Source organism: Paracoccus litorisediminis (genome assembly GCF_009711205.1).
GTDB lineage: Bacteria > Pseudomonadota > Alphaproteobacteria > Rhodobacterales > Rhodobacteraceae > Paracoccus > Paracoccus litorisediminis.
Window position 1 is genome coordinate 122,153 of sequence record NZ_WMIG01000003.1, and the last position, 22,275, is coordinate 144,427.

Here is a 22,275-nt window from a genome sequence, read left to right on the forward strand (position 1 = left end):
CGTCAAAAGGGGCGTTCCGTTCGACGGAAAGACAAGATGTTCAACCTATTCCTGCTGCAACTGCTCAACGGCGCCCAGTTCGGCATCCTGCTGTTTCTGGTGGCGGCCGGGCTGACGCTGGTTTTCGGCATCATGGACTTCATCAACCTTGCGCATGGCGTGCTGTACATGATCGGCGGCTATGTCATGGCGGCGCTGTCGGCGGCGACAGGCAATTTCTGGCTGTCGCTGGCGCTGGTCCTGCCGGTGACGCTGGCGGTGGGGCTGGTGCTGGAGCTGCTGGTGTTTCGCAGGCTTTACGACCGTTCCCACCTGGATCAGGTGCTGGCGACATTCGGGCTGGTGCTGGTGCTGTCGGAACTGGTCAAGATCCTGTGGGGCGCGGCACCGCTTTCCGTCGCCATGCCCGAGGCACTGGCGGGCTCGATCCCGCTGGCCGGGCTGATGCGCTACCCGGTCTATCGCATCGCGGTGATCGGCGCGGGGTTGGGCGTCGCGCTGGCGCTGTGGTTCGTGATCGCGCGGACGCGGGTGGGCATGCTTCTGCGCGCGGGCGCGGCGAACCGGGCGATGGTCTCGGCGCTGGGGGTGGATATCAACCGGCTGTTCATGCTGGTCTTTGCCGCTGGCGCGATGCTGGCCGGGTTTGCCGGGGCGATCGTCTCGCCGATCCTGTCGGTCGATCCGGGCATGGGGGATTCCATCCTGATCCTGACCTTTGTCGTCATCGTCATCGGCGGCGTCGGATCGGTGAAGGGCGCGTTCCTTGCCGCGCTGCTGGTCGGTATTGTCGACACGATGGGGCGGATGTTCGGGCCGATCCTGCTGAAATCGCTGATGGAGCCCGCCGCCGCCGCGCAGGCCGGGCGCACCATCGCGCCGATGCTGGTCTATATCCTGATGGCGGCGGTGCTGTTCTGGCGACCCTCGGGCCTGTTCGGGCGGAGCGTGGCGCGATGACCGCCATGCCCCCCCGCCTAAGGGCCGCACTGGCGATCTTTGCCCTGCTGGCGCTGGTCCCGCCGCTGGCCCATTGGATCGGCCAGCCCTTTCTGATCGTCATTGCGACGCGGATGGTGGTCTTTGCCATCGCCGCCCTGTCGCTGGACCTGATCCTTGGCTATGGCGCGATGGTGTCCTTTGGCCATGCCGCCTATCTGGGGATCGGGGCCTATGCCGTGGCGGTGCTGTCGCGGGCGGGCGTCACCGATTTGACGCTGCATCTGCTGGCGGCTATCGGAGCAGCCGGGATCTTCGCACTGGTCACCGGGGCGATTTCGCTGCGGACGCGGGGCGTCTATTTCATCATGATCACGCTGGCTTTCGGGCAGATGGCCTATTTCTTTTTCGTCTCCTTCTCGGCGCTGGGGGGCGATGACGGCACCGCGCTGGCGGCGCGCTCCACCGTGCTGGGGCAGGATTGGCTGCGGTCGGAACCGGGGCTGTTCTATGCCACGCTGGGGCTGCTGGTGCTGATCTTTGCCGGGCTGTACCGGCTGACGCTGTCGCGTTTCGGGCGGGTGCTCAGCGGCACGCGGGAAAGCGCGCTGCGCATGCAGGCGGTGGGCTTTCGCCCCTTTCCCTATCAGCTGACCGCCTATGTCATCTCGGGCTGTCTTTGCGCGGTGGCGGGGGTGATGCTGGCCAATCAAAGCGCCTATGTCTCACCGTCCTACATGAGCTGGCACCGCTCGGGTGAGCTGATCGTGATGCTGGTCTTGGGCGGTATCGGCAGCCTGACCGGGGCCATCGCCGGGGCACTGGCCACCGTCGCGCTGGAGGAGGGCCTCGCGAAATATTCCGAGCATTGGCGGCTGGGCTTTGGCCTGATCCTTGTGCTGGTCGCCTTGGCCGCACCGGGCGGGATTGCCGGGCTGATCCGACGGCTGAAAGGCGCGCCCGCATGAGCGCGCCGCTGCTGCAGGTCCGGAACCTGTCGAAATCCTACGCCGCGCTGAAGGTCACCGACGACGTGTCGCTGGACGTGCATCCGGGCGAAATCCACGCCATCATCGGCCCCAATGGCGCGGGCAAGACCACGCTGATCGCCCAGCTTTCAGGGCAGTTGCGGCCCGATTCCGGGCATGTCCATTACATGGGTCAGGACATCACCCGCCTGCCGATGGCGGCGCGGGTGCGGATGGGGCTGGCGCGGTCGTTTCAGCTGACGACGCTGCTGCCGGGCTTCACCGCGCTGGAAAACGTGGCCATCGCGGTGCAGGCGCGCGAGGGGTCGTCCTTCCGCTTCTTTCGCGCCGCCGCGTCGGAACGCGCCCTGAACGATCAGGCGATGGACGCCTTGCGCGATGTCGGGCTGAACAGCCGCGCCACGCAACTGGCCGGATCGCTGAGCCATGGCGAGAAACGGCAGCTGGAACTGGCGGTGGCGCTGGCGACCCGGCCCCGGCTGCTGCTGCTGGACGAACCCCTTGCCGGGACCGGGCATGAGGAAGCGACGCTGCTGATCGCGCTGTTTGCCCGGCTGCGCAGCCGGGTGACGATGATGCTGATCGAACATGACATGGACGCGGTGTTCCGGCTGGCCGACCGGGTGTCGGTGCTGGTCTATGGCCGGATCATCGCCAGCGGCACGCCCGCGGAAATGCGCGCCGACGCCGCGGTCCGCGCCGCCTATCTGGGCGAGGAGGAGGGCTGATGCTGCAGGTCGAAGGGCTGATGGCCTCATACGGGGACAGCCGGGTGCTGTTCGGGATCGACCTGCATGTCGCGCGCGGCGAGGTGGTGACGCTTCTGGGCCGCAACGGCATGGGCAAGACGACGACGGTGCGTTCGGTCTTTGGCCTGCTGCGCCCGCGCGCCGGTCGGGTCAGCATCGACGGGCGCGACCTGACCGGGGCCGCGCCGCATCTGGTCGCCCGCGCCGGGCTGGGGCTGGTCCCCGAGGGGCGGCAGGTCTTTGCCCCCCTGACGGTCGAGGAAAACCTGATCGCCACCGCCCGTGGCGGGCCGCGCGCCAAATGGAGCCTGCCGCAGGTCTATGCCCTTTTCCCGCGCCTGCATGAGCGCAGGCGGAACATGGGCGACCAGCTTTCGGGCGGCGAACAGCAGATGCTGGCCATTGGCCGCGCGCTGATGACCAACCCGGCGCTGCTGGTGCTGGATGAGGCGACCGAGGGGCTGGCCCCGCTGATCCGCGAGGAAATCTGGTCCTGCCTGCGCCATCTCAAGGACCGGGGCGAGGCCATCCTTGTCATCGACAAGAATATCGAGGCCCTGACCCGTCTGGCCGACCGCCATGTCGTCATCGAAAAGGGCCGCGTCGTCTGGACCGGGACCACGCCGGAGCTGATCGCCACGCCCGATGTGAAGACGCGCTTCCTGAACGTCTAGTTCTCGCGGAAGGCGCGGGACAGGCTGTCCTCGATGGGTTTGACCAGATATTCAAAGAAGGTGCGGGCAGAGGTTTCGATCATCACCTCGGCGGGCATGCCGGGGGTGGGGTGAAAGCCCGGAACCCGCTGCAACTCGCTCATCGGCAGCGATACGCGCGCCAGATAGATCTCATGCCGGACGCCATCGGTTTCCGTCGCCAGCGCATCGGCCGAGACATAGACCAGCGTGCCCTGCAGCACCGGCGTCGTGCGCTGATTCAGCGCGGTCAGCCGCACCGCCGCAGGCTGGCCCACCTCGACATCGTCGATATCCCCGCGCGAGATCTGGGATTCGATCACCAGCGGCGCATCCAGCGGCAGGATTTCAAGGATCGGTTTGCCCGCCTCGATCACCCCGCCGGGGGTGTGATAATACAGCCGGACGATGGTGCCCGAGACCGGAGACAGGATTTCCGCCCGTTCCAGAATGTCCTGCGCCTTCATCGACTGTTCGCGCACGCTGTCCAGATCGGCCTCGATCGACTGGCTTTCATCCATCGCGGTCTGCATGTGCTGGTTGCGGGTCTGGGCGATTTCGCGTTCGGCCTTGCGGATGGCTTCCTCGGTCTCGGCGATCTCGGATAGCAGGCGGCCGATCTGGCCATCGGCATCGGCAATGGCGCGGGCCAGCGTGTTCACGTCGCTGCGCCGCACCAGACCGCGCTTGAACAGGTGTTCGCGCGTGGCGTGATCCTCGCGCAGCAACTCGGCCTGAATGCGCACCGCCTCCAATTCCTGCTGAAAGCCTTCGATACGCGAACGACCGGCAGCGATATTGCTTTCCAGCAGCCCGATTTCGCCGTCCAGCTTGGCGCGGGCGGCCCGGAACGCCCCCATCTGTTCGCTCATGATCGCGGCAAAGCTGGGGTCCTCGCTGCGCTGCACCAGCCAGTCGGCAAAGGCCGGCTGCTCGGTATGGTCATATTCGGCGCGCAGCCGGGCGCCAATGGCCTCAAGCCGGGCGCGGCGCAGCTCCAGCTCGCGCTGGTTGGCCTGCGCGGCGGTGCCGTCCAGCCGCAGCAGCACCTGACCTTCGGTGACGCTGTCGCCCTCGCCCACAAGGATTTCATGGATGATGCCGCCTTCAAGGTGCTGGACGATCTTGTTCTTGCCGGTGGCGACGAAAGTGCCGGGCGACATCACCGCCGCAGCCAGCGGCGCACGCAACGCCCATGTGCCGAAGCCGCCAAAGGCCAGCACCAGCAGCACCAGCCCGACCGTCAGGTGCCAGCGGACCGAGCGCGGCACCTGCGCATAGATCTGGTTGTCGGTATGCAGCATCATGGCTTGGCTCCGGTTGGGCCGGGTGCGGGGGGCGCGGGGGGCGCGGGCGGGGCCGGGCGTGCGGCATTGGGCAGCACGTCCTCGGATTGCCGCTGCCGGGCCAGTTTTTCCAGCATCTGGTCGCGCGCGCCGAACATGGCGATCTGCCCGTCGGCCAGCAGCATGATATTGTCGACGTCGCGCAGCACCGCCTGTTTCTGGGTGATGACGATCATGGTGATCCGGTCGCGCTTGGCCAGCGCCATTGCCCGCGACAGCGCCCGGTCGCCCGCCGTATCAAGGTTCGAGTTCGGCTCATCCAGCACCACCAGCCGGGGATTGCCAAAGAACGCCCGCGCCAGCCCGATCCGCTGCTTCTGCCCGCCCGACAACGGCGAGCCATCGGCGGCCACCATTGTCTCATAGCCTTCGGGCAGCTTGGCGATCATGTCATGGACATCGGCCAGCACTGCCGCCTGATAGATGTCCTCATCGGTGGCATCAAAGCGCATGCGCGCGATATTGGCCTTGATCGTGCCGGGGAACAGCTGCACGTCCTGCGGCAGATAGCCGATGGACTGGCCCAATTGCCGCTGATCCCAGTTGCGCAGGTCCATCAGGTCCAGCCGCACGCTGCCCGAGGTGGGCAGGATCGAGCCGACCAGCATCTTGCCCAAGGTGGTCTTGCCCGCGCTGGACTTGCCGACAATCGCCAGCGAGATCCCCGGCTGCAACGAGAAGGTGACCGAATTCAGCACCACCCGCTTGGTCCCGATCGGCACGTAAAGCAGCCGCTCGACATCCAGCCGCCCCTCGGGGCGGGGCAGTTGCAGCCTTTGCTGGTTCAAGGGCGAGGATTTCAGCAGGTTCTGGATGCGCGAATAGGCCGAGCGCGACAGCGAGACGCTGTTCCAGCCCTCGATCGCACCTTCGATCGGGGCCAGCGCCCGGCCCGCGATGATCGAGGCGGCGATGACCATGCCGCCGGTCAGTTGTCCGTGCAGCGTCAGGTTCGCGCCCCAGCCCAGCAGCCCCACCTGCGTCAGCAGCCGCACCCCGCGCGACAGCCCGGCGAAAAAGATGTTGCGGTCCTGCGCCTTGACCTGTGCCGCCATCGAGCCCGCGGCGTCCCGGCCCCAGATCGTCACCGCCTCGGGGATCATCGCCAGGGCATTGATGATCTGCGAATTGCGCGCCATGGAATCCAGATGCAGGTTGGCGCGGCTAAGATGACGGTTCGCCTCGGCAAAGGGTTTGGCGGTGAAGCGCTGGTTGATCAGCGCGATCACCAGCAGCAGGATCGCCGTCGCCAGCACGATGAAGCCCAGCTGCGGATGCACCAGAAAGATCGCAAGGATGAAGACCGGCGTGAAGGGCAGGTCCAGCATCGACAAGAGCGTCCCCGAGACAAGGAAATTGCGCAAAGTCTGCAGATCGCCCAGCGTCTGGTATTCCTGCCCATTGCTTTGCAGCGACGCCCGCGCCGCAGCCGACAGGATCGGTGCCCCCAGCCGGGCCGACAGATCGACCGAACTGCGCAGCAGCATGCCGCGCCGGATGCCGTCAAAGATCACCTGCAGCAGCACCGCGCCGATGATCAGCACCGTCAGCATGATCAGCGTGTCGATCGAGCGGCTGGTCAGCACCCGGTCCGAGATCTGGAACAGATAGATCGGGATCGCCAGAACCAGAACATTGGTGACGCCGCTGAACAGCAGCACGCCAAGGATATTGGCCCAGATCTGGCGCAGGCTGGCCTGCAACGCATGCGAGATGTCGGGCTCGGCCACCCGCTTGTGAAATCCGGCAGACTTGCCGCCCGGACCGGCGGGCAGATCGGGCAGCCGCCCGGCCTGCTGGTCGATGATCGGCCCCTTGCCCAAGGGCGCGCTGCTGGGCGGGCGCGGCGTCTGCTGCTGCCAATCCGGCCCCAAGCCATGCCCCATGTTTTGGGCGGTGTCCTGTCGCTGTCCCTGCCCTGTCTGGGCATTGCGCCCGAAGGGTCCCTGCGTTCTGTCTTGTGTCATGCCAGCACGGTTTCCATGATATCGGCCGGAACGGCCCCGTCATGATGCAGCGGACCGACATCGCGGTCGCCATCATCCTGAGTCAGCATGCCATCGGCCAGAAACAGCACCGCCTCGCTGGCCAATGGCGCGGGCCCGTCACCCATCTGGAGCGGCCGGTCAGTGACCAGCTCGGCCTGATGCAGCAGGGCGTCAGAGTAATAGCCTCCTCCGGAATGGATCGTCGCATCGACGCCGAATTCGGTGATCTGCGCCGTGTTGACCAAGGTGTTCGATCCGGTGACCACGCGGACATCGCCGCCAAGCTGCGCATCCGACAGATAGGTCTCGATCTGGTCGGCATCGCCCAGCACATTGGTCTGGCGGATCATGTTGACCGAAACCAGATCGCCCTTGATATGCAGCACGCGCAGCACATCCAGCCCCTCGAAGGCCGGATCGTTCAGGATCGAGGCCGGCAATATCACCCGCCCGTCCGCCGCCAGACGCATCATCGCGTCATAGGCATCGTTCGATCCGGCGAAATTCTCGCGGCCGATCTGGTTGATGGTCGCGTCATTGACCAGCAGGTTGTCGCCGGAACTGATCCTGCCACCGCCCGCACCCATGCTGATGCTGTCATTGTCCAGCATCACATTGGTCTGCAGGATGGCGTTCAGGTTCAGGATGTAGCCGTCGATGATGATCAGGTCGAATTGCGAGCCCAGCTCGGCCAGCGAGACATGGTTCACCGCGCCATTATCCCCGATCAGCAGCAGGGTCTGATCGCCATGCAGCGTGAACGAGGTGATGTCGTCATCGCTGATGAAATTGTACTGGTCGATCCAGTTGACGCTGACCAGACTGCCTTCAAGCGTCGCGGTCAGCCAAAATTGCGGCGCATCGCCGTCGCCGCCCGCATGCGCAGCCGGATTGGCGGTCAGGCTGTATGAGGCAAAGTTAAGCGCATTGGTCGGGGTCTGGTCCACATTCAGCGCGCCATCGGGCGACAGGATGCGGTCAAGATCGCTCCAGACATTGACCTGGCTGATGATCGTATAGCTGTAGACCCCCTGCGCCGCCGTCAGCACCGGGGCAGCGATCCAGGCCGAGGTGATATTCGCCTCATTGACCAGCATGTTATGGCCAACGACGACCTCATGCTGGGTGGTATTCTCGCGCCAGTCCTCGTCCTGCCGTTCCTGCGAATAGGCAGGCAGCAGCGCGTCCAGATCGGGGCGTTCGTCGACGGCCAGACCGTCCTGATACTTGCCCAGCACATCCTGACCCAGCCGGGTCCAGCTTACTGCGCCTTCGGGCAGGTCGTCCGGGGCCTCGGCGTCGCGAAACAGCTGCGCCATCGCCAGAAAGGCGTCATCTTGCGAGGGCAATTCCAGCGGCAGCGACACGCCCAGCTGCCCCGCCTGATCGTAAAGCACCTGCAAGGGCGCATTCGCGCCATCCACGCCAAAGGGAATGTCGCCCCGCAGCACCAGATCGCCGTCGTAAAGGACCGATTGCTGGAAATTGTACAGCGCCACGGAATCCGGGACCGGCAGCTCCCATTCGTGGGTCGGCGGCTCGGGCGGCTCGGGCCTGGGGGGCGGGGGCGGATCAGGCGGCTCGACAGGCGTCTGGAAGGTCGGGCCGTTCCAGACCGTCGGGGTATAGCTGTCGCTGAAGGGCAGTGACGGCAGGCTGAAGGGGATCGGATCGCGCGCCACATCCACGAACAGATAGGCCGCTTCCGGGGTCAGCCCCTCAAGCGTCGGAACCGGCGGGGTATAGTCCAGGCCGGGCACGAAATCCGGGATCTCGAAGGGATAGACCGTTGCCAGATCCTTGGGGATGATATGGCCGGGATCGAAGTCGGGCCGGTTCGGGTCCAACGCTTCGTAATTGATCCTCAGCCTTACGATTTCGTCGGTGATGTGAAAAATGCCGATGAAATGCCAGATTGCTTCGTCCGCCGCATGTATCAATAGCATGTCGTGATCCTTCCCAGACGAGTCCCTCGGCGGTCGGTCCGAACGGGCTCTCGCTACATGCGTCCTGCGCGAAGGGGCTTCGCGCAGGATATTGTTTCAGATCTTGGCCGCTCAGGCGTCGTCGCCGACCACGCTGGAGTTCAGATCGCCACCGACGACAGTCATGTCGACCGAGTTGCCAAGGATATTGGCACCCATGACGATGCTTTGGTTGAACGCCGTCGTGTCCAGAACGCCATCTGCCGAGGCGGTCGAGGTCCCGGTGACATAGCCGTCATCACCGTTGCCCGAACCCCAGGTGCCCGCATTGGCCGAACCGCCATTGCCGGTCGCGATGTCGCTGATGTCGCCACCATTGCCACTATCGGCATTGGCACCGTCACCGCCACGCGACCAGCCACCGGCAGCTGCGGCCCAACCGCCGTCGCCACCCAGGGCGCCGGCTGCGCCACCCGTGCCGTCGCCGGCTGCCGCGCCACCGAACCCGGCGCCATAGCCACCTGCGTCGCCACCAGCACCACCCGTCGAGTGGGCTGCACCAAGGCCAAGACCAGCCGCATCGCCGGACGTCGCATCGCCGCCAGCGCTTGCCGCTGCTGCCAGCGCCGCGCCAAGGCCATAGCCATCGCCGCCGTCGCCGCCCGCACCGCCATTGCCGCTTTCGCCGCTGGCTCCGCCTGCGCCGCCAGCGCCGCTATTGCCGCTGTCGCCGCCTGCGCCGCTATTGCCGCCATAGCCGCCTTCGCCGCCATAGCCACCTTCGCCGCCATAGCCGCCTGCGCCACCAGCACCGCCGTCGCCGCTGTCGCCGCCGTCACCGGCATCGCCCGAGTCGCCAGCGTCGCCGCTGGTTCCACCCGAGGCCGCGCCGACCCCTAGGCCAAGCAGCGCGCCGATGCCGACGCCAATGCCGCCAAGGGCTGCCGAACTGCCGCCGTCGCCGGTGTCGCCACCGTCGCCTGCGCTGCCGGTGTCGCCGCCGTCGCCGCCATAGCCGCCTTCGCCGCCATAGCCGCCTTCGCCGCCGTCACCGCCATAGCCACCTTCGCCGGTGTCGCCACCGTCGCCGGTATCGCCGCTATCGCCGCCGTCGCCTGCATCGCCGGTATCACCGCTGCTGCCACCGGCAGCACCAGCACCGCCAACACCTGCGCCCAGACCCAGCGCACCCGCACCGGCTGCGCTGTCGCCGCCGTTTGCATCGCCGCTTTGACCCGCGCCAAGTCCGACGCCAAGCGCTGCGGAATCGCCGCCCGAGGCATCACCGCCCTGACCGGCACCAATGCCCACGCCAAGGGCCGAACCGCCGACGCCGATACCGCCAAGTGCAGCAGCACCTCCGCCCGCAGCGCCTGTGGCCGAGCCGCCATAGGACGTCGAGCCACCACCCGCCGCATCGGCATAGCCTTCGCCGCCGACCGCGAGCACATGGCCGCCGTCGCCGCCGGTGCCGCCGGCATCAATGCCGTCGCCCGAATCCGCGTCGCCGCCATTGGCGTTGCCATTCTGGTTGAACTCGGAATTGTTGGTCACGTCCGGGTCGGTCAGGCTGTCTTCGTCATTGATCTCGCCGACCTGATTGTTGACGGTGCCGACACCGTCGCCGATGGTGATGTTGTCAAGCCGCACGTCATGCGTGCCGACATTCACCTCGCCGTCGCGGTTGACCAGCACATCGCCCATCGTGCCATAGGCATTGTCGATATCGACAAAGTCATTGTCCGAAGGTGCCCAGCCATCCAGATCCAGCGACACGTCCACCGTGGTCGTCACATTGGTTTCGACATCGGTGTAGTTGTTGGCTTCGTTCGTCGCGCTGTTGCTGGACGAATTGCTGTTCGAAGCGCTGTTGCTGGCCGCGTTCGCCGCTGAATTGGCGGCGTCGTTCGAGGATTCGTTGCTGGCCGAATTATCGGCCCCGTTCGTTGCGCCGTTTTCCGCGCTGTTATGCGCGCCATTCGCGGCGCCGTTCAGGGCAAGGTTGCCTGCCCCGTTCAGCGCAAGGTTGCCTGCGCCGTTATGGGATTCCGAGTTGCTCTCGTTGCTGTTCGAGTTCTCGTTCCCATTGGTGTTTTCATTGCTTTGGGACTGTTCCTGGCCTTGTCCCTGACCTTGTCCCTGGCCCTGACCCTGCCCTTGCAGGTTCAGCTGGCCCTGGCCCTGGCCTTGACCCTGGCCTTGTCCCTGACCTTGCCCTTGACCCTGCCCTTGGTCCTGATCCTGACTTTGACTGTCGAAGGGCCAGGCGAACAGGTTCGTACTACGGCTGTCAGCCATCGTGCTCACTCCCTACGGGTGGGCGGGTACGGTCGATGCATTCGCAGACACGTCATCCCGTCCGGGTTGGTGGTGAAGTGACAGCAAACCGAGTCCGACCGCTGAGCCCTTGCTCACCGTCTGACGGCGCGACCGTCCGCGTTTTGCTGAGGTTACAAGTCGCCGCCCCTCCACCTCGAGCGACTTCCGATGCGGTCACGGTAACGATGCCCGTGCCAACATCAGCGAAAATACGCCGGTCGCACGGTTGCTTCATAGCCGCTCGAAGGGGCTAGGCCCGGCCCTGCCCGATGGGCCATATCCGCGCCCGGTGGCTATAGCCATTCGCCCGATGGGCCACCCTATCCCATGCGGAAGGCTTAATATTTTCGGCTATAAATCCTGCGGCTATAGGGATGTATGGAACGGCTACTGTCTTTTCGGTCTAGATTCTGTCCAAGCCTTTGGCGAGCCTGCCTAGTTATGCTACATTTCTAGGGCCGAAACCCGCTATCATCTTCTGCGACGCAGCAAAATCCTTGACACGACCTCGGCAGGGATAGCGCCGCACAAGCGACCAGAACGGAGCGCGATGATGATTCCCTATCGTAACGAATCGCCGGCACTCGCCCTTGAGGTTCCTCCTCCTGCGGTCGAGATGGTTTTTGTCGGTAATCACTGCAATTTTTCGGGCTGCCTCATCACCACCACGATTCAGGAACTGGGTGGAATCACCTCGGCGGCCCTGACCACGTTTCCCGAGTTTCAACGTTTCGTAAGCAGCACCGGCGCAGCGCCGGAAGTCCTGCTGCTGGATGAGCCATTGATGCGCGGCCTGACCGATGCCGAACGCGACTGGGTGCTGGATCTGCCCGGCCTGAAGCTGGGCATCGCCTATAGCACGATGGAATTCGCATTGGCCTGCCATGCCGACCCGGCGCTGCGGCAGCGCTCGGCCAGCATATTCCCGCTGAACGTGCGGCTGGATGTGTGGCTGTCCATCGTCAAGCTGATCGTCCATGGCGGCAGCTATGTCTGTCCCGAAGTCATCGCCGCCCGCCCGACCGAGGATCGGGCCGAACCTGCGGGCATCTCGGGGTTGACGCAAAGGCAGCTGGATGTGCTGCAACAGGTCGCCGATGGCCATTCCAACAAGCGCATCGCCGAAAACCTGGGCCTGTCGATCCACACGGTCAAACTGCATCTGCATAATGGCAGCCTCCGGCTGGGCGCGCGCAACCGGACCGAGGCCGCGATGCGCTATCGAGAGATGCATCCGTGACCACACCCTTGCCCGAAACCGACGACATCCCCGGCCCGATCCCGGTCGGAGAGGCCGGGCTGGACGCGATCCTGCTGCGGGTCGGGCGGCTGAACTATGCCTGGAGCAATACCGAAAGCCTGCTGGTCCATCTGATCGCCGGGCTTTCGGGCATGGCCAAGGATGCGGCGGTGGTGGTGTTCCTGTCGCTCAGTTCGACCCGCGCCCGGATCGAGCTGGTCGAAAGGCTGGCCAAGCTGCGGCTGTCATCAGGCCATGAGCGGCACGAGCTTCTGGACCTGATGGCGCGGTTCGGCCGGCTGTCGGCGGTGCGCAACCGCTACAATCACAGCCTGTGGTCGTTTCAGGATGACGGCTCGATCGCCACCATCCTGATGCGGATCGCCGACCGGCGCGACCGTATCCGCATGGGCCAGCGCCAGCCCCTGACCGCCGAGGAAATGGCCCGGCTGGATCAGGATCTGGACGACCTGTCCGAACTGAACCGCGCGATCTGGCGGTTCCTGCAGGACAACGGCTACCCGATCGCCTGATCGGACAGCATCTCGGACATGGAACGCACGGCGGTCGGATAGCCACGCGGGCCCAGACCCGCAATGACCGCCGTGACCACGCCCGACATCAGCGACTTGTGATAGATCGCCTCGCGCCGGTGGATGTTCGAGATATGCAGTTCGATTACCGGGCCGGGGAACATCTTCAGCGCGTCCATCACCGGGACCGAGGTAAAGGTCAGCCCCGCCGGGTTGATGATGATGCCGCGCGCCCCGCTATCGATGGCCTCATGGACCCAGTCGATCAGCTGGTGTTCGGCATTGGTCTGGCGAAAGACCACCTGAATGTCGCCGGCAGCGGCGCGCGACCAAGCCTCGACCTCGGCCAGGGTGGTGTGGCCGTAGATCTCGGGCTCGCGCTTGCCCAGACGGTTCAGGTTCGGGCCGTTCAGGATATGAATGCTCATGTCGCGTTCTCGGGGTTCAGCCGCCATACCCGGCAAGGCGCGGCAGCCACAGGGTCAGGCTGGGGAAAAAGGTGATCAGCCCAAGGCACAGCACCATCCAGCCAAGGAAGGGCAGGCAGTCGCGGATGATCAGCCGCATCGGCGAGCCCGATATATTGGTGACGATGAACAGCAGCAGCCCGTAAGGCGGCGTTACCAGCCCCAGCATGATGTTGACGACGACCACCACCCCGAAATGCACCAGATCGATCCCCAGCGCCTGCGCCGTCGGGATAAAGACCGGGATGATGATCAGCAGGATCGCCGTCCCTTCCAGCACGCAGCCCAGCAGCAGCAGGATCACGTTCACCAGGATCAGGAACTGGATCGGGGTCAGCTCCCATCCGGTCATGATCTGGCGCAGGGTCTCGGGGATGTTCTCGATGGTGACGACATAGTTGAAGACCATGGCACCGCCGATCATCATCCCGATCGAGGCCGAGGTCTTGGCCGACAGGCGCAGCGCGGCATAGCCCTCGCGCCAGCTGAGGCTGCGATAGACGACGGTCGATACCAACACCGCATAGGCGGCGGCCAGCGCGGCGGCCTCGGTCGGCGTGGTGATCCCGCTATAGATGCAGCCCAGCAGGATCACCGGCATCAGCAGCGTCGGAAAGGCCGACATGGTGATGCGCGGCACCTCGCGCAGCGGCACGCGTTCCTCGACCGGGAAATTGTTGCGCCGCGCGTCGATATAGACCTGCACCATCTGCATCGCGGTCATCAGCAGGCCCGGAACCACACCCGCCAAGAACAGGTAGCCGATGGATGCATCAGAGACCAAGGCATAGACCACCATCGGGATCGAGGGCGGCAGGATCGGCCCGATCACCGCGGTCACCGCCGTTAGCGCGGCGGCATAAGACGGGGTGTAGCGGTTTTCCCGCGTCATCATGTTCTGCATCATCCGGCCCGAGCCCGCGGCATCGGCCACGGCGGAACCGGACATGCCGGCAAAGATCAGGCTTTGCACGACGTTGATCTGCGCCAGCCCACCCCGGAAATGCCCGACCAGCACATTGCAAAAGCGCAGCAGCCGTTCGGTCATGGACCCCGAGTTCATGATCTCGGCGGCAAAGATGAACAGCGGCACGGCAAGTATGATGTAATTCGAATACATCCCGTTCAGGAATTGCTCGGCCACCGTGCCCATGTCCATGCCGGTCATGAACAGATAGCCGACCGAGCCGACCATCATCGCCAGACCGATGGGCAGGCCCAGCAGCGCCAAGGCGGTGATGGCGAAGATGGTGATCGAAAAGGGACTGGTCAGGTTCATAGGCCGGAACTCGGTTTCAGGGGATCGGGGGTCTCGGGTCCGGGGCCATAGATGGCGCGGAAGCCGATCCAGATATGGCGCAGGATCATGGCCACGGCGAAAATCACATAGATCGAATAGAGCCAGTCGAACCGGATGCGCAGATAGGCGGATTTCTCGACCTTCATGAAGGTCACGTAATCCCATGTCGCGGGCAAGGCGACGGCAAAGGCGATGACGGTGGCGATGGACGATGCCACCACCATGCCCCGCCGCGTGCGCTCACTGACGCCGCGATAGAACAGGTCGAACCGCATCTCCTCATCATCGCTGATGACGAAGGCGGCGCCGAACAGCACCAGCCAGATCCACAGCATGACGCTGACCTCATGCGTCCAGCCGATGGGCCAGTTCAGCAGGTAGCGCGACACGATCTGCAGCAGAAAGACCAGAAACATCGCGGCCAGCATCGCGACCAGCACGTTTTCGGCCCGGCGGGACAGCCAGCCATAAAGCCTTGCAAGGGCCATGGATCACCTTTGGGAAAAGCGGCCCGCGCGGTCAGGCGCGGGCCTTGTCGAAATCAAAGCGCCGAGATGCGGTCCACAAGACCCTCGGGCCAGTCCTTGGCCAGCGTCGATTCCAGATAGGCTTTCTGGACATGGGCGCGGAAGGCCTCGACATCGGGCTTGTAGACCTGCAAGCCGCGCTCGGCGAAGGATTTGGCCAGCTCTTCCTCGCGCTTGACATGTTCGGCGGTGGAAAACGCGATAGCCTCGTCGGCGGCTTTCTGGACGGTGGCCTTCTGTTCGTCCGACAGCCCCTCCCAGACCTTGCCGGACAGGGTCAGCAGGTCAAAGGCGACCAGATGCGAGGTCATCACGATCTGCTTCATCACCTCGAAGAACTTCATGTTCTCGACGTTCGGAAGCGGGTTGTCCTGACCGTCGATCGCGCCGGTCTGAAGCCCGGTATAGACCTCGGCATAGGCCATCGGCGTCGGGTTCGCGCCAAGCGCCTGACCCAGGAACTGCCACGCCTCGCCGCCCGGCATGCGCAGCTTGATCCCGGCCATGTCGGCGGGGGTGGTGATTTTCTTGTCGTTGTTCAGGCCGACCTGACGCGTGCCATAGAAGGTCGGGCCAAGGATCTTGATGCCCAGCTGGTCTTCGGCCAGCTTCTTCATCTCGGCCCCGACATCGGACGCAAAGAACTTGGTCAGATGCGCGGAATCGCGGAACAGATAGCCCGAGGTCAGTGCCGACCAGGCCGGAACCTGATTGGACACGTCCTGCGGCGCGATGTTGGACAGCTCAAGGTTGCCGCGCTGCAAGGCGACCAGTTCGGTCCCCTGCTTGAACAGCGTGCCGCCGTAGAAGCCTTCATAGGCAAAGCCCGGCCCGATGCCCTCGACGAATTTCTTCATCATCTGGGCGCGGATGTCCTGCTCAGAAAAGACGGCAGAGAAGCGCAGCTTCACCGGGTCTTGCGCATGGGCCATCCGGGCCAGCATGGGCGCGGCCAGCGTGGCGGCGCCCAGAACGGCGAAACCGCGCCGCGTCAATGTGTTGGTCATGTTTTCCCTCCCTGTGGGCAGCGGCGCAACCTCCCCTTCGCGCCGCCGCAAGGGCAGCATGGCATCGGAGCTTTCACCGATCAACAAAGAATTCACCGATCATATGATGAAATTTGTTTTCTAATATGATGTGGCTTGTTTCGGGGATCTTGCGCTTCGTCATCTCCTGCGCTGAAATGGTGGCAAGGGAGGACCAGAATGGATGCGGCGATGCAAATCACCGGCTCGCCGGGCGATGCGACCCATCAGCGGCTGCGCGACGACATCATCTTTGGCAGGCTGCCGCCGGGGCAGAAGCTGCGGCTGGAACGGCTGCGCGACGATTATGCCGTCAGCGTCACCACCCTGCGCGAGGTGCTGGGCCGTCTGGTCGCCGAGGGGCTGATCCTGTTCGAGGCGCAGAAGGGCTTTGAGGTCGCGCCGATCTCGGTCAGCGACCTGCGCGAGATCTCGGACATGCGCGCCCTGCTGGAATGCCACGCCATCGGCCCGTCCTTCGCCGCCGGCGATCTGGAATGGGAGGCGGGCGTCGTCGCCGCCCATCACAAGCTGGCCCGGATGGAGGCGCGGATGCTGGCGGGCGATCGCAGCATCACCGCGACATGGAAACGCTATGACCGCGAATTCCATCTGGCGCTGATCGCGGCCTGCGGCTCTGCCGAGCTTCTGGCGGTGCATCAGCGCATCTTCGACCGCTTCCAGCGTTATCAGGTGCTGCTGGTGATGTTCCGGGGCGAGGGGGCGACCCGCGAACATGACGCCCTGCGCGAAGCCGCGCTGACCCGCGACACCGAAACCGCGCGCAGCATCCTGCGCCGCCATATCGGGGCCTGCATCGACTATACCGTCGCGCATGGCCTGATCCCCACAGCCGAGGCGCCATGACCATGACCGGACCCCAGACCGTCGGCCCGCAGACCGTCGGGGCAGGCATCTATCAGCGGCTGCGGCAGGACATCATCATGGGCCGGTTGCGCCCCGGCCAGCGCCTGCGTCTGGATCAGATGAAGCTGGACTACCCCGCCGGGGCCAGCACGCTGCGCGAGGCGCTGTCGCGGCTGGCCGCCGACGGCTTCGTTCTGGCCGAGGGGCAGCGCGGCTTTCAGGTCGCCCCGGTGTCCCCCGACGGCCTGCGCGAGATCGCCGACCTGCGCCTGTTGATCGAGGAAGCCGCCCTGCGCCTGTCATTCGCCAATGGCACGCTGGATTGGGAGGTCGCGGTCATCGCCGCCCATCACCGTCTGGATGCGCATGAGGAGCAACTGGAGGACGGCGTGACCGACCAGATCGCCGAATGGCGGCTGGCCGACTGGCGCTTTCATCAGGCGTTGATCTCGGCCTGCGGCTCGGCGGTGATGATGCAGACCCATGCCGAGGTTTTCGACAAGTATCTGCGCTATCAGATGGTGGCTTTGGCCTTTCGCCCCGCCGCCTCGCGCCCGGAACATCAGGCGCTGAAGGATGCGGCGATTGCGCGTGACGCCGATGCCGCCGTGGCTTTGCTGCGCCACCACCTGTCGGCGGGCGTGGCGCAGGCGCTGGCCTTGGCCGGGTCTTGGGCCGAGGTCACGCCTTGACGATATGCGCCCCGCTGAAGCCCGCCCGCGCCATGACATTGCGGGTATCGACGACCAGCGCCGCCCCCGCGACCAGCGGGTAATCCACCCCGTCATGGTCGGTGGCGATCAGCACCACATCGACCCCCGCCAGCAGCTCCGCCGTCAGCGGCGCGGATGCACGGCCCTTGAAGGCCCCGTATTCGCGCGTCGCCGGAATCTCAGGGATATGCGGGTCGTGATAGATCACCTTCGCCCCGCGTTCTTCCAGCAGCTCCATCAGCTTCAGCGAGGGGCTTTCGCGCAGGTCCGGCACGTTCTTCTTATAGGCCATGCCAAGGATCAACACGCGCGAGCGGCTTAAAGCCTTGCCCAATTGCCGATCCAGCGCCTCGGCCAGACGGCCGACCACATGGCGCGGCATGGCGGCGTTGATTTCGCCCGCCAGCTCGATGAAGCGGGTCGGCAATTCGTATTCGCGGGATTTCCATGTCAGGTAAAACGGGTCGATCGGGATGCAATGCCCGCCCAGACCCGGCCCCGGATAGAAGGGCATGTAGCCGAAGGGCTTGGTCTTGGCCGCCTCGATCACCTCCCAGATGTCGATGCCCATCGCGTCATAGACCACCTTCAATTCATTGACCAAGGCGATGTTGACGGCGCGAAAGATGTTTTCAGTGATCTTCACCGCCTCGGCGGTGGCATTGGTCGAGACCGGAACGACCCGCGCCACCGCAGGCGCGTAAAAGGCCGCGACCAGCGCCTGCGCAGCCGCCCCGTCGCCCGACACCACCTTGGGGATGGCGGCGGTGGCATAGGCACGGTTGCCAGGGTCCTCGCGCTCGGGCGAGAAGCCAAGAAAGAAGTCCCGCCCCGATTTCAGCCCCGATTCCTCAAGGATCGGGCGCAGCACGGTGTCGGTGGTGCCCGGCCATGTCGTCGATTCCAGCACGATCAGCTGGCCGGGGCGCAGGCTGCGGGCAATGTCGCGGGTGGTCGCCTCGACAAAGCGCAGGTCGGGTTCGCGATGCGCGGTCAGCGGCGTCGGCACGCAGATCGCGATCACGTCGCATTCCGACAGGCGGGTCAGGTCGCAGGTTGCCTCGAACTTCTGGGCCTCCAGGGCTGCCGAGAGGGTGTCGGGCGTCACCGCCTCGATATAGCTATCGCCGCGATGGAGCGCCTGAATCTTGGGCGGGTCGATGTCGAAGCCCAGCACCGGGTAGCCGCCCGCGACCAGCGTCATCGCCAGGGGTAACCCGACATAGCCCAGCCCGATGACGCCCGCTTTCGCCTGTTTTGCGGTGATCCGGGTCATCAGGTCGGCGGCAATTACATCGGACATGGCAAGATCCTTGACTGATTTGCCAGACGGTTGAGAATTGCCCCGATACTGTCAAGCATGCGCTGCAATTTCCCACGTCAAATCAAGCGGAACCAAGCGGGTTCTGCGCAAAGCCCAGCGAGGACCGATGCGACCATCCTGCCTGTGCCTGACCCTGGCCCTGCTTTTGACCCCCGCCACGCTGCTGGCCGACAGCGCGGTGCTGGAGGACGGCTTCGAGGGCACGGATTTCGCCCCCGAAGGCGGGCTGTATTACCGCGAGAATTTCGAACAATCCGCCGGCAGCGTCCGCTTTCAGTCCCGCATCACCCGCAGCGGACAGGGCGCGCTGGAGCTTTCGGTCAAGCCGCTTTGCGCCCCGGATGCCGAGGGTTGCAGCGAAAGGGCCGAGATCTGGGAACGCACCGCCCTGCGCGTACCCTATGACCGGGGCGTCTGGTATGCGTTCTCGCTGCGCTTCGCCAAGCCGGTGCCCGATGACGACCACCGCTATGTCATGGCGCAGTGGAAACGAGAGATCGGCCCCGATGCGGTCGGCGATTTCAGCCCCTTCCTTGCCCTGCGCATGCGTTCTGGCGTGAATTTCGCCACCGCCGAGACGAATTTCGTCGCCCCGCCCGACGATGCCCCCCGCCCCGAAAACGGGCTGTGCCCCGAAGGCTGGACCCCGGTCTGGCTGCGGCCCGAAACCCGGCAGATGCGGATGCTGATTGCGCGCGATGCGAACTGGACGCCCGAGGTCACGTCGGAATTCGACCATTGCACCGATCAGCTGCGGGTCAGCGGGCCGGGCATCCTGCCGGGGGCCGAGGCAGAATGGCACGATTACGCCTTTTACACCCGCCCCGGCCCGGATGGCGACGGGCTGATGTATCTGGTCGCGGATGGGGCGCGGGTCGCCAAGGTCGAAGGCCGCATTGGCCATGACGATACCGGGCTGGGCGCGAACCAGTATTTCAAATTCGGCCCCTACCGCGATGCGGGCGACGGGGAATGGACGCTGTATTACGACAATTTCCGCCGCGCCCCCGATTGCGAGGACGCTCTGGATGCCGGGTTGTGCGGCCTGATCAATTGAGAGTAGCCTTTTACGCACCGCTGAAACCGCCCGATCATCCGACCCCGTCGGGCGACCGGCAGGTGGCGCGGCTGCTGATCGCGGCGCTGACGCGGGCCGGGCATCAGGTGCAGGTCGCGTCAAAACTGCGCGCCTATCTGCCCGATCCCGGCGACGGCGCGGCGCTGTCCGGGATGATGGCCGAGGCGACAGCCGAACGCGACCGGATCGCGACGCTTTGGCAGGTTCAGGGCGCGCCGGACCTGTGGTTCTGCTACCACCCCTATTGCAAATCCCCCGACCTGATCGGCCCCGAACTGGCCCGCCGCTTTGCCCTGCCGTGGTTCAGCGCCGAGGCCTCGTTGTCCTCGCGCCGCAATGTCGGCATCTGGGCGATGACGCAGGCGGCGGTGGCCGATGCGGTGGCGGGGGCTGCGCAGAATTTCGCCATGACCCGGCGCGACCAGCAGGGCTTGCTGACATGGCTGCCCAAGGCGCGGGTGACGGCGCTGCCGCCGTTTCTGGACCTTGACGCCCTGCCCCCTGCCGCGGCGTTGAATGGCAACCGGATCGTCACCGTCGCGATGATGCGGTCCGGCGACAAGATGGACAGCTACCGCGCCCTTGCCGCGACGCTGGCGCGGCTGGAGCATCTGGACTGGCGGCTGGCGATCGCCGGTGACGGTCCGCTGCGTGATCAGGTCAGGTCGCTGTTCCCGGCAGGCCGCGTTGACTGGCTGGGCCAGCTTTCGCCCACCGAGGTCGCGGCGCATCTGGCCCAAGGGTGCCTTTACCTGTGGCCCGGCTGCGGCGAGGCTTACGGGATGACCTATCTTGAGGCCGGGGCGGCGGGCCTGCCGGTGGTGGCATGGGCCACGGCGGGCGTCCCCGAGGTGATGACGGATGGCGAAACCGGGCTGCTCGCCCCCGAGGGCGACACGGCGGCACTGGCCGCGCATGTCGCGCGGTTGCTGGCCGATCCGGCGCTGCGGCAGCGGTTGGGACAGGCGGCGCGGGCGCGGGTGCTGGCGCGGCATGGGTTGGACGGGGCGGCGGCGATATTGGACCGCGCGATGAGGCAGGCATGAGCAAGGCAAGAACCATGGCCGCGCAGGCCTTGGCGCTGCGGGCGGATCAGGGGCAACCGCTGGCGCTGTGGTGGCGCGATGACGATGCGGTGCAGCCCTCGGAACCGCTGGACCGGCTGTTGCAGATGACCGCAGAAGCGGGCGCGGACCTGACTTTGGCGGTCATTCCCGCGCCATGGGACGGGCCGCGAACCGGCAGGGCGCTGGCCGCGCGTCTGGACGATCAGCCGCATGTCCGGGTCGCCGTGCATGGCTGGTCGCATCAGAACCACGCAGCCCCCGGCGCAAAAAGTCAGGAGCTTGCCGCCCACCGCCCCTTGCCGCAGATGCGCGACCAGTTGCGCGACGGGCTGGCCTTGCTGCAGGATTTGCACGGCCCGCGCGCTCTGCCGCTGCTGGTGCCGCCATGGAACCGGATCGCCCCCGATCTGCTGCCGCATCTGGCGCGGGACGGATTTGCGGCACTGTCGACCTTTGGCCCCGAAACACCGGTGCCGGGGCTGGCCATCGTCAACACCCAGCTTGATGTGATCGATTGGCATGGCGGACGCAGCCTGCGCGATCCTGATGCGCTATGGCGTGATCTGGCCCAACTGGCCGGATCGGGGCGCGCTCATGTCGGGCTGCTTACGCATCATCTGGTCCATGACGCGGCGATCTGGGATTTTCTGCAGGACGTCATCGCGCTGGCCGCGCAGAATGGCGGCCAATGGCGCAGCGTCGCGGATCTGATGGAAAAGCCTTAGCTGGTGCTGGGATGCGGCTTGCTGTCGGCCAGCTGCGCCCCCAGCGAACGGATGACGCCTTCGCTGCTTTTGCGGCACGAGGTCATCAGCTGCATGAAACAGCTGCTGTTAATGCACAGCACCTCAACGGGCGTCAGCGCCGTCACCGTGGCCCGGCGCGGCAGGTCGTTCAGCATCGAGGACTGGCCGACAATCGCCACGCCTTCCTCGGAGCCGGTGCGGATTTCATGGCTGTCGTCGGACAGTTCATGGACATCGACCTTGCCCGACAGGATGACATAGGCGCCCGAGCTGGGCTCGCTTTGGTGGAACAGCACCTCACCCGGCTCGAAGCTTTCGCGCGACGAGGCAAAGCACAGCACTTTCAACCGGCATGGATCGACACCGGCGAACAGCGGAAGCTTCCGCAACAGGGCGACTTCATCCTCGAGCAGCATCATGGCCTCATTCAACGTGGATGCC

At 65.3% G+C, this 22,275-nt stretch carries 21 protein-coding genes; 11 read left to right on the forward strand and 10 right to left on the reverse strand.

From position 1 onward, the window contains the following. Nucleotides 1-36 precede the first annotated feature (36 nt). From GL300_RS09315 to GL300_RS09330, 4 genes are read left to right on the forward strand one after another with little or no spacing between them, the layout of a single operon-like run. On the forward strand, nt 37-960 hold the full coding sequence (locus tag GL300_RS09315; protein WP_155039354.1) for a branched-chain amino acid ABC transporter permease: 924 nt from the start codon (nt 37-39) through the stop codon (nt 958-960). Continuing rightward, complete coding sequence (locus tag GL300_RS09320) at nt 957-1,907, forward strand: branched-chain amino acid ABC transporter permease (RefSeq protein ID WP_155039355.1); 951 nt, start codon at nt 957-959, stop codon at nt 1,905-1,907. Before GL300_RS09315 ends, GL300_RS09320 begins: the two co-directional genes overlap by 4 nt. Further along, nucleotides 1,904-2,656, forward strand: a complete 753-nt coding sequence (locus GL300_RS09325; RefSeq protein ID WP_155039356.1) for an ABC transporter ATP-binding protein — start codon at nt 1,904-1,906, stop codon at nt 2,654-2,656. Before GL300_RS09320 ends, GL300_RS09325 begins: the two co-directional genes overlap by 4 nt. Beyond that, complete coding sequence (locus tag GL300_RS09330; RefSeq protein WP_155039357.1) at nt 2,656-3,351, forward strand: ABC transporter ATP-binding protein; 696 nt, start codon at nt 2,656-2,658, stop codon at nt 3,349-3,351. The genes GL300_RS09325 and GL300_RS09330 overlap by 1 nt, the downstream gene beginning before the upstream one ends. Here the strand turns inward: GL300_RS09330 and GL300_RS09335 are convergent. The 4 genes from GL300_RS09335 to GL300_RS26645 all read right to left on the reverse strand — a co-directional run bounded on the left by GL300_RS09335 (nt 3,348) and on the right by GL300_RS26645 (nt 10,926). Then, nucleotides 3,348-4,676, reverse strand: coding sequence for an HlyD family type I secretion periplasmic adaptor subunit (locus GL300_RS09335; RefSeq protein WP_155039358.1), 1,329 nt, complete (start codon nt 4,674-4,676; stop codon nt 3,348-3,350). The genes GL300_RS09330 and GL300_RS09335 overlap by 4 nt on opposite strands. Beyond that, on the reverse strand, nt 4,673-6,682 hold the full coding sequence (locus GL300_RS09340) for a type I secretion system permease/ATPase (protein ID WP_225612163.1): 2,010 nt from the start codon (nt 6,680-6,682) through the stop codon (nt 4,673-4,675). Before GL300_RS09340 ends, GL300_RS09335 begins: the two co-directional genes overlap by 4 nt. Continuing rightward, a complete protein-coding gene (locus GL300_RS09345) occupies nt 6,679-8,649 on the reverse strand; it encodes a hypothetical protein (protein WP_155039359.1) in 1,971 nt (656 codons plus the stop codon). The genes GL300_RS09340 and GL300_RS09345 overlap by 4 nt, the downstream gene beginning before the upstream one ends. Before the next feature lie 111 nt (nt 8,650-8,760). Further along, nucleotides 8,761-10,926: a hypothetical protein gene (locus tag GL300_RS26645; protein WP_155039360.1), complete on the reverse strand. Its 2,166-nt coding sequence runs from the start codon at nt 10,924-10,926 to the stop codon at nt 8,761-8,763. Between the two features lie 571 nt (nt 10,927-11,497). Between GL300_RS26645 and GL300_RS09355 the strand changes: the two genes are divergently transcribed. After that, nucleotides 11,498-12,187, forward strand: a complete 690-nt coding sequence (locus GL300_RS09355; RefSeq protein WP_155039361.1) for a helix-turn-helix transcriptional regulator — start codon at nt 11,498-11,500, stop codon at nt 12,185-12,187. Then, entirely contained in the window at nt 12,184-12,720 is a 537-nt protein-coding gene (locus GL300_RS09360; RefSeq protein ID WP_343042959.1) for a hypothetical protein, read from the forward strand. Before GL300_RS09355 ends, GL300_RS09360 begins: the two co-directional genes overlap by 4 nt. On the opposite strand, the gene GL300_RS09365 is transcribed toward GL300_RS09360, so the two are convergent. From GL300_RS09365 to dctP, 4 genes are read right to left on the reverse strand one after another with little or no spacing between them, the layout of a single operon-like run. Next, nucleotides 12,705-13,148, reverse strand: a complete 444-nt coding sequence (locus GL300_RS09365) for a type II 3-dehydroquinate dehydratase (protein WP_155039362.1) — start codon at nt 13,146-13,148, stop codon at nt 12,705-12,707. The two genes, GL300_RS09360 and GL300_RS09365, sit on opposite strands and share 16 nt — an antisense overlap. Before the next feature lie 16 nt (nt 13,149-13,164). Further along, on the reverse strand, nt 13,165-14,460 hold the full coding sequence (locus GL300_RS09370) for a TRAP transporter large permease (protein WP_370576873.1): 1,296 nt from the start codon (nt 14,458-14,460) through the stop codon (nt 13,165-13,167). 2 nt (nt 14,461-14,462) lie between these two features. Further along, nucleotides 14,463-14,975 (reverse strand): TRAP transporter small permease, encoded by a 513-nt coding sequence (locus GL300_RS09375; protein WP_155039364.1) that lies wholly within the window; start codon nt 14,973-14,975, stop codon nt 14,463-14,465. 53 nt (nt 14,976-15,028) lie between these two features. After that, nucleotides 15,029-16,021 (reverse strand): TRAP transporter substrate-binding protein DctP, encoded by a 993-nt coding sequence (gene dctP, locus GL300_RS09380; protein WP_155039365.1) that lies wholly within the window; start codon nt 16,019-16,021, stop codon nt 15,029-15,031. A gap of 198 nt (nt 16,022-16,219) precedes the next feature. Here dctP and GL300_RS09385 point away from each other — a divergent pair, with 198 nt between their 5' ends. Together GL300_RS09385 and GL300_RS09390 are read left to right on the forward strand one after the other, a co-directional pair. After that, nucleotides 16,220-16,906, forward strand: coding sequence for a GntR family transcriptional regulator (locus GL300_RS09385; protein WP_246195130.1), 687 nt, complete (start codon nt 16,220-16,222; stop codon nt 16,904-16,906). 2 nt (nt 16,907-16,908) lie between these two features. Then, complete coding sequence (locus tag GL300_RS09390; RefSeq protein ID WP_155039366.1) at nt 16,909-17,598, forward strand: GntR family transcriptional regulator; 690 nt, start codon at nt 16,909-16,911, stop codon at nt 17,596-17,598. On the opposite strand, the gene GL300_RS09395 is transcribed toward GL300_RS09390, so the two are convergent. After that, nucleotides 17,588-18,922: a nucleotide sugar dehydrogenase gene (locus GL300_RS09395; protein ID WP_155039367.1), complete on the reverse strand. Its 1,335-nt coding sequence runs from the start codon at nt 18,920-18,922 to the stop codon at nt 17,588-17,590. The two genes, GL300_RS09390 and GL300_RS09395, sit on opposite strands and share 11 nt — an antisense overlap. Nucleotides 18,923-19,049: 127 nt before the next feature. Between GL300_RS09395 and GL300_RS09400 the strand changes: the two genes are divergently transcribed. The 3 genes from GL300_RS09400 to GL300_RS09410 are packed head-to-tail and all read left to right on the forward strand — an operon-like array spanning nt 19,050 to nt 21,813. Then, nucleotides 19,050-20,000 (forward strand): polysaccharide lyase family 20 protein, encoded by a 951-nt coding sequence (locus GL300_RS09400; RefSeq protein ID WP_155039368.1) that lies wholly within the window; start codon nt 19,050-19,052, stop codon nt 19,998-20,000. Next, nucleotides 19,997-21,067 carry a glycosyltransferase family 4 protein gene (locus GL300_RS09405; protein ID WP_155039369.1) on the forward strand — a complete coding sequence of 357 codons (1,071 nt, stop codon included), beginning with the start codon at nt 19,997-19,999 and terminating at the stop codon, nt 21,065-21,067. The genes GL300_RS09400 and GL300_RS09405 overlap by 4 nt, the downstream gene beginning before the upstream one ends. Then, the gene (locus GL300_RS09410) at nt 21,064-21,813 is read left to right on the forward strand and encodes a polysaccharide deacetylase family protein (protein WP_155039370.1); all 750 of its coding nucleotides are present in this window, start codon (nt 21,064-21,066) and stop codon (nt 21,811-21,813) included. The genes GL300_RS09405 and GL300_RS09410 overlap by 4 nt, the downstream gene beginning before the upstream one ends. Here the strand turns inward: GL300_RS09410 and GL300_RS09415 are convergent. After that, nucleotides 21,810-22,253 (reverse strand): cyclic nucleotide-binding domain-containing protein, encoded by a 444-nt coding sequence (locus GL300_RS09415; RefSeq protein WP_170297641.1) that lies wholly within the window; start codon nt 22,251-22,253, stop codon nt 21,810-21,812. The genes GL300_RS09410 and GL300_RS09415 overlap by 4 nt on opposite strands. Between the last annotated feature and the right edge of the window lie 22 nt (nt 22,254-22,275).